General features: G+C 63.8%; 7 protein-coding genes. 3 read left to right on the top strand and 4 right to left on the bottom strand.

Annotation, left to right across the window (positions count from 1 at the left end):
* The coding region (locus tag FIV42_RS30465; protein WP_168211041.1) for a DNA translocase FtsK 4TM domain-containing protein at positions 1 to 1,176 on the bottom strand (1,176 nt) is incomplete at its 3' end.
* Between the two features lie 472 nt (positions 1,177 to 1,648).
* Here FIV42_RS30465 and FIV42_RS29890 point away from each other — a divergent pair.
* Positions 1,649 to 3,340: a carbohydrate-binding protein gene (locus tag FIV42_RS29890; protein ID WP_141201248.1), complete on the top strand. Its 1,692-nt coding sequence runs from the start codon at positions 1,649 to 1,651 to the stop codon at positions 3,338 to 3,340.
* Positions 3,341 to 3,435: 95 nt separating this feature from the next.
* Here FIV42_RS29890 and FIV42_RS29885 read toward each other — a convergent pair whose 3' ends face one another.
* From FIV42_RS29885 to FIV42_RS29875, 3 genes are all read right to left on the bottom strand, one after another.
* The gene (locus tag FIV42_RS29885; RefSeq protein WP_168211040.1) at positions 3,436 to 6,549 is read right to left on the bottom strand and encodes a peptidoglycan DD-metalloendopeptidase family protein; all 3,114 of its coding nucleotides are present in this window, start codon (positions 6,547 to 6,549) and stop codon (positions 3,436 to 3,438) included.
* Between the two features lie 147 nt (positions 6,550 to 6,696).
* A complete protein-coding gene (locus tag FIV42_RS29880) occupies positions 6,697 to 8,412 on the bottom strand; it encodes a ribonuclease J (protein ID WP_141201246.1) in 1,716 nt (571 codons plus the stop codon).
* A 165-nt stretch (positions 8,413 to 8,577) separates the two neighbouring features.
* Complete coding sequence (locus tag FIV42_RS29875; protein ID WP_141201245.1) at positions 8,578 to 8,883, bottom strand: hypothetical protein; 306 nt, start codon at positions 8,881 to 8,883, stop codon at positions 8,578 to 8,580.
* A gap of 232 nt (positions 8,884 to 9,115) precedes the next feature.
* Here FIV42_RS29875 and FIV42_RS29870 point away from each other — a divergent pair, with 232 nt between their 5' ends.
* A complete protein-coding gene (locus FIV42_RS29870; protein ID WP_141201244.1) occupies positions 9,116 to 9,454 on the top strand; it encodes a hypothetical protein in 339 nt (112 codons plus the stop codon).
* 131 nt (positions 9,455 to 9,585) lie between these two features.
* Positions 9,586 to 10,305, top strand: a complete 720-nt coding sequence (locus FIV42_RS29865) for a leucine-rich repeat domain-containing protein (protein WP_141201243.1) — start codon at positions 9,586 to 9,588, stop codon at positions 10,303 to 10,305.
* Positions 10,306 to 10,331: the final 26 nt, after the last annotated feature.

Here is a 10,331-nt window from a genome sequence, read left to right as displayed (position 1 = left end):
CTTCTTGGGTTTGAAGAGCACGCCGTCTTCGTCGTCGCCTGCGAGCAGGTCCTTTTTGGCCTTGGCCTTCTTCTGCGCCTCGCTCTCGACGATCTGCGGGCCGAAGTCGGCGTTGACGGGGCCGGAGGCCTTCTTCTCGGCGCCCATGTCGATGACGTCGCCCGCATTTTGTTCGGTGGCGTCGTCTTCGTCGTCGTCCTCGTCGACGTGGCGGATGACGATCTCGGGACCTTCGTCCGCCTCTTCCTCCTCGTCGTCGACGTCGGCGACGTCCTCGTCCTCGATCTCGGGGTCGGTGGCCATCGGCTCACCCATCTCCCAATCGTCGTCATCGGCCTCGTCGGAGGACGAATCAGGCGCCGTGGTCGAGGCTTCGTCGAAGTCTTCGTCGATCTCGCCTTTGAAGAGGTTCATCAGCTTCTTGGAGAGCTTCTCCTCGACCTCCTTTTCGGCGTCGAACTCGTAGTCGCCCTCGACGAGCGGCTTGACGGACAGCTCGGCGGCGATCTGGGCCGGGTCTTTGCCCTCCTTGGCGGCCTGCTCGAGGATCTTGCGGCGCTCCTCGGCCACGCGCTCTTTGTAGAGGCGACGCACCTCGCGCTTGTGCTTCATCCAGGCGCCGAAGCGGTGTACGCCGCCCATGATCTTGCGCACGAGCGCGCCCAGGCTCATGTCGGTGGCGAGCATCAGGCTCAGGAGCAGCGAGCAGACGCCGATGATGGATGTGCCCACCGTGCCGAAGAGCCCGCGCATCACCTCGCCGGTGAACTCGCCGACGAGCCCGCCGGGCATGTGGCCGAAGAGGGTGTAGTCGACGAAGAAGAGGTGGCTGAGCATCGCGCCGGAGAGCACGAAGAGCAGTTGGCCGCCAATCTCGGACCACTTCCATTCGATGAGCCGGCCCACGATGAGCATGAAGCCCAGGTACCAGAGCAGGGCGTCGAAGAAGAACGAGCCCACCCCGAACAGGTAGAGCAGGGCGTCTCCGACGCGCACGCCGACGGGCCCGATGAGGTTGCCCGGGGCGCCGGCGGCCTCGAGGTCGGCCGGGTCGAAGCTGAGGATGGAGAGCAAGATCACCAGCGCGAGTGCGACGAGCACAAGGCCGCCGATTTCGCGCCAGAGCGCCGGTGATTTACCCGTCGAATTTTTCGTAGATGTGCTTTCTGCTGCCATTACAACCCTCCGTGGTCGGCGGATCGAGGTGGTGGATCCGCTCGTCGGTGCGCGTCCGTGCGCATCGAGCCGCGACATACACTTCGAAAATCAGTGAACGCGGGTATGCGCAGCGTACCATGGATGCCTCAGGAGTCAATTTTGTTGGCGGGGGCCGGCCGGCAGGTGTAGGGCGGCGCAGACAATGGCTCACGATCGCCGGGGGCGTGGTGCGCTGCGTTTCTGCGCTCGTCATGTCTTCGCTTTGGCTCAACCTCGGTGCCGAAAGTGGCGCCTGGGCGCGCCTTTGGTGCAATGTTGGATATATTCGCGATTTTGGAGCCCAAACGGGCCCTGAGCGCTTTCTTGGCGGGTGGGCATTTGTTACTGCTGGGTTGTCACAGACAAGTGACGCGCCATGGCCGCAGTTGAACTCGGAGCTCTGAGAATCTCTCAATTCTGATGGACGCACCCTTATGGATGGAGCTCAATGATGAAATCGCTTTCGAAATACGTACTTGTCACCTCTCTGGGCTTGGCGGTGGGCTGCTCGTCGGCCACCGAGCCCGGGCCCGCAGGCGCCACCTCGCCCGATGATGCCGCCGAGACCGCCAAGCTCGCGCTGACGACGGATGTCTTGGCCGACACCGACCTGGGCGGCATGCGCTTTACGGTCACGCAGGTCGACTGCGCGACCGGTGATCCAATCGTGCCCGGCTACACCGAGACGGCCGACGTCGACCTCGCCGACATGTATATCCCCGGCGGCAACGGCACCTTCGAGGACGCGCCGTACGACGCCGACTCCCAGCACCTTTTCGCCGACCAATATTTCGACCTGGCTCCGGGCTGCTACGACGTGCTCGTCGAGCCCATCCAGGAGAACGGGGACCCTTCGCAGGACTGCTGGTCGGCGCACCAGGACAATATCGAGGTCTTCGCCGGCTCGACGACCGAGACGCTGCTCATCTTGCAGTGTCGCGGCGAGGACAACGGCGGGCTCGACATCATCGGCACGGCGAACCATCCGCCCCAGATCGATGAGCTCGAGTTCCAGCCCTCGAAGTTCACCTGCGAGCAAGAGACGCGCGTGTGCATCGACATCTCCGACCCCGACTCCGACCCGATGGAGGTCGACTGGAGCGCGGGGCTGAGCGGGGCGCAGATTGTCTCGACGAGCCAGCAGACGACCGACGAAGGCGTGACGACGGCGTGCGCGACCATTTCGGCAGCCACTCCCGGCACGTACCAGATCAAGGCGACGGTCTTCGACATGGGCTACGACGCCAACGGCAACCTCGTGCGCATCGAGGACCTGCTCATCGCCCAGGGCGACCCGCACCCGTCGCGCGCGGCCATCAAGTTCCCGATTCACGTACTCAGCGAAGAGGACTGCATCGAGACCTGCGAGTGTCCCGAGGGCTTCCAGATCAGCGACGATGGCGAGAGCTGTATTCGCGTCGAGTCGGTCGAGCCGACCTACAACGGCACCACTCACACGGTGTGCGAGGGCGACTATAACGGAAACTACTCCGCTCTCGGCGCCATGTATCCCGACGGAACCCCCGAGACCAACGCCTTCTTTGGCATGACCTACGATGATCCCAGCAGCCGGCTGAACACCGTCGGCGTGTGGGCGTGCGGGCAAAATGGCGGCGTGGGAACGCAGCCGACCAACGAATGGATCGGGTTCACGAAGTGCATCGATGTGCCGGCCGACGGCGACTACTTGGTGGGCATGGGCGCCGACAATCAGATTCGCTTCAGCGTCGACGGAAGCTTGATCTTTTCGAAGACCGGCAGCGCCATGGAGAACTTCCGCCGCTGGTGGATGACGCCGATTAGCCTGACGGCGGGCACCCACGTCATCGAACTCGAGGGGCGCAATAACGGCTCGGACGCCTCCTTCGGCGCCGAGATCTACGGTCCGTTCCCGGCCGGCTCGCTCAACAGCGACGCCGCCATGATGGCGGCCGACGTGGAGAATAACATCATCTTCTCGACCGGCGATTTGATCGGCCAGGAGTTCCAGACCGGCCAGAATAGCGGGTGGAGCTGCCCGGACGGCTACGCCGTGAGCATGTGCGGCGACAAGCCCGAGTGCACGCGGATTCGCGAGATTCCGTGTCTCGAAGAGGCCGAGCCGGCGGATCCCGCCGAGCCTGTTCGTCCCGGCGGTCAATGAGCCGTTGCTGATATGAATTTGGAGGCAGCGCTTCGAGCGCTGGTTGCAGGAGTTTGCGGCCTTGCAACCAGCGCAAGATGCGCTGCCTCCGAAATCTATTGCGACACGCTCAATTTGATTTCGGCGCCCGTCGCATCGACGAATCGTCCCGTCGAGTAGTCGACGAGCAGTCCGTCCGTCGTTGCCGCACTTTCCAGAATGCCTCCCTGCAAATCGACGATGTACGCGCCCCGTTCGGCCGCAAACGCGATGCCGCGGTCGGTCCAGAACGGCGGCTGCGGGCCGGAGGGGAAGGCGCCTTCGGCGACGTCGAGCCGACGTGTCTGCGAGGTGTTGAAATCGTGCACGTAGAACCCGGTCTCACCTTCGGACGTCGGCGCCACGTAGGCGACCTTCGAGCCGTCGGGCGAGATGGCCGGCGACCAGCCGTTTTGCTCGACGGTCAGCTCGCGTGAGCGCGAGCCGTCGACGGCGTAGACGTGGAGGCTCGACTGCATGCCCATGTCGCCGCGCATATACGCGATGCAGCAGCCGTCGGCGGCAGCCGAGACCACGAAGCCGACGCCGTCGTCGAGCTCTGACACGGTGTCGGACACCGTTTCCTCGGCGAGACTAGCGAGCACGAGACGGCCGTTGGAAAGGCGCGCGGCGAGCTTGGGCGTGTCGCCCGGCACGAAGACGGCGTTGGTGATGAACGCGTCGTCGAGCGGCCAGCTCTGGGGTTTGCCGTCGCGCAGCAGCGTGGTCGCGTAGCGCGGGGCGGCGTCGGAGTTCTCGGGTACGGGTTGGAGTGTGCCGCGCAGGCTCCAGTCGCCATAGACGGCGAGGAGCTTCGATGCGGCGGGCGCCTCGGCTGAGGTCAGCGCGGACGACTGTGTCTGGGTGTTGGCGTTGGCTGAATCATCGGGCGTCGGCTCACCCTTGTCGCAACCGACGAGGGTCAGCAAGCCGACGGCGAGCAGGGCAGGGACTGCTTTGCGTCGGCGGCGCCAGATGAGGAGCAGTGGGAGCAGGAGCGCGAGCAGAAGCGGCGTGGATCGCGCCGAGCCGGTGCCCGTCGAGCAGGCGGCCTTGCCGGCGTAAGTCGACGCACCGCCGGTGGACGCGGCGTCGTCGTAGGCGACGTCGCCGCCGGAGGCGTCCGAGTCGGTCCGGCCGGTGTCCGGTGCGCCGGCATCTGCCGAGCCGCCGTCGGGCGAGCCCGCGTCGGCGTTTCCACCATTGCCGGCGTCTTCGCCCGTGCTGCAGACGCCGCCCTCGTCGACCTCGCCGTCGCAATCATCGTCGAAGCCGTTACACAACTCCGCGCGGCACTCGCCGCTGCCCAGCCGCAGCGTGCTCCAGTGCTCGATGACGCCCCAGCCGCTGTCGTTCGTAAAGTCGTCCAGGCGTGCGATGGGCTCGAAGCCGTCGTCGGTGCGCAGCACGCAGTTGAGGCCGTCTTTGCTGCGCGCGCACAGGTCGCGGCGCCGGTCGTTGTCGAGGTCGGTCATGGCGATCGTTTGGTAGTAGCGCGCCTCGTCCCAGCCGTTGTCGTCGGACCAGGTCGGCCCGCCGAAGCGGAAGACGTCGCCGCCGACCTCCTTGCCGAAGCAGGTCATGTTGGCGTTGGCGCGCACGCAGAAGTCGTCGGCGCCGTCGAGGTTCAGGTCCCCGACGCGGAAGGTCGAGTAGTTGTCGCGGTCGCCCCAGCCGCTGTCGTCGCTCAAGCTGCGCAGATGCTCGGGGGCTTCGAAGCCCGAGTCGGTTGTGCGCATGCAGCGGTAGCCGCCGTAGAAGCGCGCGCAGACGTCGTCTTTGCCGTCGCCGTCGTAGTCGGCCAGGCGAATCGTCGACCAGTATTTGGCGTCGGTCCAGCCGCCGTCGTTCGACAGGTCGGCGATGTCGGCGAAATGGTCGAAGCCCTGGCCGTTGGACGTGTAGCAGCGATAGCCGCGCGAGTGGCGGATGCACACGTCGTCTTTGCCGTCGGCGTTGATGTCGCCGGTGCGAATCGTGCCGTAATACCAGGCGTGGTTGTAGCCGACGTCGTCGGTCCAATCCGGCCCGTCGACGGTGTCGCCGAAGCCCGAGCCGGTCGACAGTTGGCAACTCCAGCCGTCGGGGCCGCGGGCGCACACGTCGTCCTTGCCGTCGCCGTTGACGTCGGCCAGGCGGAAGGTGGTGTAGTAGCCCGGGTCGGTCCAGCCGTCGTCGTTGGTGTAGCCGGGGGCGTCGGCGTAGTGCTCGAAGCCCGAGCCGGTCGAGCGCCAGCACTGGTAGCCGTTTCGCGAGTGGCGGCCGCACACGTCGGCCAAGCCGTCGCCGTCGACGTCGCCGGTGCGAATCGTGGCGTAGTAGTGCCGGCTTCCCCAGCCGCCGTCGTCGCTCATTTTGTTCGACGTGACGCGCTCGCCCCAGCCGTCGCCCGTGGCCAGATAGCAGCCCCAGCCGGCGCCGAAGCGCGCGCAGACGTCTTGGAGGCCGTCGCCGTTGACGTCCGTCGTTTTGGGCGGCGCGTAGCTCATGGGCGCCTCGACCAGCAGGTCGACCTCGCAGACCTCGTCTTCGTCGGCCTCGCCGTCGCAGTCGTTGTCCGAGCCGTCGCAGACCTCGGTGCTCGGCGAGCAGCCGCAGGAGGCACCCACGGGGTCGCGATAGCCATTCTGGTCACGCCAGGCGCCTGGCGAGTTCGTGCAAGCGCCTGCATAAGGGTCTTGACCGACGTTGCTGCTCGTTCGCCATGCCAGGTGCAGGTGCGGCCCGCTCGAGCTTCCGGAGCTCGCGGACTCGCCGATTTTTTCGCCGCAGTCGACCGAGTCTCCGTTGGAGACGACAAGCGAGCCCTTCTTCATGTGGCAGTAGAGGGTGTATTCGCCGTCGGGGTGGCGAATCTTGACGTAGTTGCCGCAGCGCCCGCCGCAGGTGTTGCCCACATAACCGTAGTTCGAGCAGCCGTTGTAGGTGGCGACGACCGTACCCGGAGCGGACGCCAGTACGTCCGTGCCCACCACGAGCGGGAAGTCCGCGCCCGTGTGGCCGTCGTAGCAGATGCTGCCGCAATTGTAGTCGGTGCAGCCGCTTCGCGAGTAGTTGTTGTCGAAGCCGTAGCCCAGCGCGATGCTCTCGGCGAAGGGGCGGCGCAGCTCCGTCGCCTGTGCGGTCGAGGCGGGGAAGTGGGTGAGCAGCAGTGCCAAATATGCAGCGGCGAATGCGAACGAGCGGGGCATCATCATTGTCACCAGCGCCAGGGGGCCGGACAACGACGCGCGGCCGCGGTCCGTGCCAATCATATCCAACAAAGATGTCGGATAAATTGGTAGCAGACGCGCGGCCGCGGGTACAGATGCAACTGTGCTCGGGTGTGCGTGGGTGTCTTACACCTCGTGCACCACCGGGATGACGACCGGCTTGCGGTCGATGCTCTTTCGGAAGAAGCGTCGGATCGAGCTTCTGACCGCCTCGCGCACCTCGTTGGTGTCGCGGCGAGCCTGCTCGGAGAGCTGGCGGATGGCGTCGAGGGCGTAGTCGGACGCCTCGTCCATCAGGTGATCGATCTCGGTCTCACCGATAAAGCCTTTTTGCATCAAGTTGGGCGCCGCGGTTACGCCACCGGTATCGCGGTCCATGACCACGAACGCCACGATGATCCCCGAGTTGGCCAGCTTGGCGCGGTCGCGCAGGACCATCTCCTCGAGGTCGCCGGTGTACTTGCCGTCGACGAGCAGGCGTCCGGTGTGCACGTGACCGACGACGCGAGCGCCGGTGTGGTCGAACTCGAGCACGTCGCCGTTCTCGATGAGCTGCTGGTTCTCGATGCCCACGGCCTTGCCGAGCTCGGCGTGGCGCTTGCGCATGCGATACTCGCCGTGCACCGGCACCAGATACTCGGGCGTGGTCAGGTTGAGCATCAACTTGATCTCTTCCTGCTTGGCGTGGCCCGTCGAGTGGATGGGCGCGTCGTTGGCGGTGATGATGGTCGCGCCGAACTTCGCCAGGTTGTTGAGCATGTTGTAGATGCCGCGCTCGTTGCCCGGAATCTTACGCGCGCTCACCACGATAGTGTCGCTCTTTTTGACCGAGATTTGGTAGTGGTCGCCGAGGCCCATGCGGGTGAGGCTGGCGCGCGGCTCGGCCTGGCTGCCGGTCGAGATGACCAGGAGTTCCTTGTCCGGGTAATCTTCGATGTCGCGTGCGTCGATGAGCACGTCCTCGCCGGGAAGCTTCATGAAGCCTTCCTCGCGGGCGAGGTTGAAGTTCCGGTTGAGGCTGCGGCCCAAGAGCGCCACCTTGCGGCCTTGCTCCTTGGCCAACTCGAGCATGCCGCGCACGCGGAAGATATTCGACGAGAATTGCGCGACGATGACGCGGCCTTCGGCCGCCTCGAGCACGTCGCGAAGCCCCTGGTGGACCACCGCTTCGCTGGTGGACATGCCCGGGACTTCCGAGTTGGTGCTGTCGCCGAACAGACCCACGACGCCTTCGGTGCCCAGCGCGGCGAAGCGCTGGATATCCATCGGCGGCTCGTAGATGGGCGTCTGGTCGAGCTTCCAGTCGCCGGTGAAGATGAAGTTCCCCAGCGGGGTCTTCAGCGCGATGCTCATCGCGTTGGGCACCGAGTGGTTGATGTGGACAAACTCGATGACGAAGGGGCCGAGCTCGATAAGCTCGCCGGGCTCGACCGGAAACAGATCGACCTCGCCGGCCAGGTTATGCGACTGCAGCTTGCTGTAGAGCATCGACAGGGTCAGCCGGCCGCTGTAGACCGGCACGTCGACCTCCTGCAAAAAGAAGGGCAGGGCGCCGATGTGGTCTTCGTGGCCGTGGGTGAGCAAGACCGCGTCGAGGCGGTCCAGGTTGTCCATCACGTAGGTCCAATCCGGCAGGATGATGTCGACGCCGAATTCGTCCTCCGGGAAGGTCAGCCCGCAATCGACCAAGAGCATCGAGCCGTTGCACTCGATGATGGCGCAGTTCATGCCGACCTCGTCGAGGCCGCCCAGCGGGATAAAACGTACATAATCGTGCTCCGGCGGCGCCGGGACGTTCGAGCCCTTTCGGCCGTGGGAGCGGGTGCTTTGTTCTTCAGTCATGTTACAAAACCGTGTTCGTGGGTCGTACGGACCCGATCTGTGAATCTCAATTTTTCAATATAGGAGCAGAGATTTCCGGGGAAATCCCCAAGAAGATAGCTTGAGTTGCTTATAGATATGGTGCAGACGGCGGGGAATGTCCAGTGGCCCGGGCAATTCGATGGGCTACGCGCTGGGCTTCTCGTCGGCTTTTTTGTCCAAGCAGGGCGCCGATTGCGGCTGTTGGAGCTCGTCGGGATTGAGCCAGACGGGCTTGTCCTGCTCCTCGTCGGTGCAGTTGACCGGCTCGACGGCGTGGTACGGCTCGCACCACAGGCAGTCGTCGGGCTGGTCGAGAAGGCGCACGGGCACCTCGGCGCTCTCCTGGGTCTGCACGTCGTCGACCCAGGCACGCGGAGTCAGCACCAGAGCCATCCAGAAGACGGCCGAGGCGGTGAAGATCCGCAACCATTTGTCTCGCCAAACATTCATGAGACCGGTTTCAGCGCGGTGCGCGTGAGTGACTGCTTGCATGGAAGCCTTATCTACATCCTAAACATACGCGCGGCGGGTCAAAAAGATTTAATCTTTTCAGGCCCACCGTGGTTGGCGCATGTTCGGGCTACCCTTATGATGCCTCAAACCGGTCCCGCGATTCAAGGGGACTGGAAATTTTCTATATGACTTCAACGAGCGCGAGGGCTCACCGATGGGATCAATCGACATGAAGGACGTATTCCAAACTTTGTTCGCCGTGGCCTGGGCCGACGGCGAGTTGCGCGATCGCGAGCGCACCTTTTTGATGGACCTGGTCCAGCGCAGTGAATCGGCCCCCGAGGTCACCGGCTGGTTCTCCGAGCCGCCCCCCGAACTCAATTGGGAGGGCTACCGCGACGAGGAGACGGCCATCGCGCTGGTGCGCCAGGCCGCATACATGGCGGCGGCCGACGAGACGGTCCAATTTGAGGAGGTCGAACTCCTCGAGCGGCTGCGCGCCCAGCTCGGGCTGACCGAACAGCAGTTTCACGGGGTGTTGCAGGAAGTGGAAGAGGAGCGGGCTTGAAGATTTCGTGCGAGCTGAACGCGTTTCTGACGCGGCAACCGAGTTCCGGCGTAGTACTTTACCGTCAACGCATAAGAGAACAACGCTTCGCACACACCGAATCTATCATGACAAACCAAAGATACCCTGCTGTGACCATCCTGCTGTTCACCATTCTCGTTGGAATTGCCTCCGGGTGCGGCGGCGAAGAGAATGGGGGAGAGGTCGAGACGACCTCCTGGTCCTCAATCGATTGTCCCCGCTTACAACTCGATACATTCGACGACTGCACCTACGAGGAGCAAAATGGCCTATTTCTTGACGACCGAGACAGCGTCGAAGCTTTCTGCGAGTCCACCTGCGACAAACTCGGTACAGGAGTAAGTCTCACGGGTCCATTCGCGGCGGGCGACGATATTCGTCCCAAGGATTTGGCTGTTCTCAAAGGGTTGAAGGCCGTGAACAGCATCGACCTTGATGACGCAAATACTCTGGAGAGTCTGCATGGGCTCGAGAGTCTCGAGCGGATCAACGATGTGTTCTACATTCGCTACTGTGATTCACTCACCAGTATCGAGGCTCTGAGTTCGCTTCGCGAGATCGGGTCGAATATGGAACTGATCGACTCCGACAACCTGCAGAGTTTGGCGGGTCTCGAATCCCTGAAAAAGATTTCTGCGATGATACTCGAATACAACGACGAACTTCGCAGCATCGAAGCACTGTCCGGCCTCGAAGAGCTCTCTGGACTAGGTGTTGAGGACAACCCGAAGCTACCGCGCTGTCAGGCCGAAGCGCTTGCAGACAAGCACGGCCTCTCGGGTGACGATGTAGCCATCGCCAACAACGGGTCTGGGACCTGTGACAATTGAGAGCCTCATTGTGTTAGTCCGAGGCG

Origin of the sequence: Persicimonas caeni, from assembly GCF_006517175.1 — a bacterium.
Lineage (GTDB): Bacteria > Myxococcota_A > Bradymonadia > Bradymonadales > Bradymonadaceae > Persicimonas > Persicimonas caeni.
Note: the sequence above shows the minus strand (reverse complement) of the source record. Positions and strands in the feature narration are given on the sequence as shown.

Coding starts and splice junctions, on each gene's coding strand:
- FIV42_RS29890 (WP_141201248.1), top strand. CDS start 1,649: ATGAAATCGCTTTCGAAATACGTACTTGTCACCTCTCTGGGCTTGGCG.
- FIV42_RS29885 (WP_168211040.1), bottom strand. CDS start 6,549: ATGCCCCGCTCGTTCGCATTCGCCGCTGCATATTTGGCACTGCTGCTC.
- FIV42_RS29880 (WP_141201246.1), bottom strand. CDS start 8,412: ATGACTGAAGAACAAAGCACCCGCTCCCACGGCCGAAAGGGCTCGAAC.
- FIV42_RS29875 (WP_141201245.1), bottom strand. CDS start 8,883: ATGAATGTTTGGCGAGACAAATGGTTGCGGATCTTCACCGCCTCGGCC.
- FIV42_RS29870 (WP_141201244.1), top strand. CDS start 9,116: ATGAAGGACGTATTCCAAACTTTGTTCGCCGTGGCCTGGGCCGACGGC.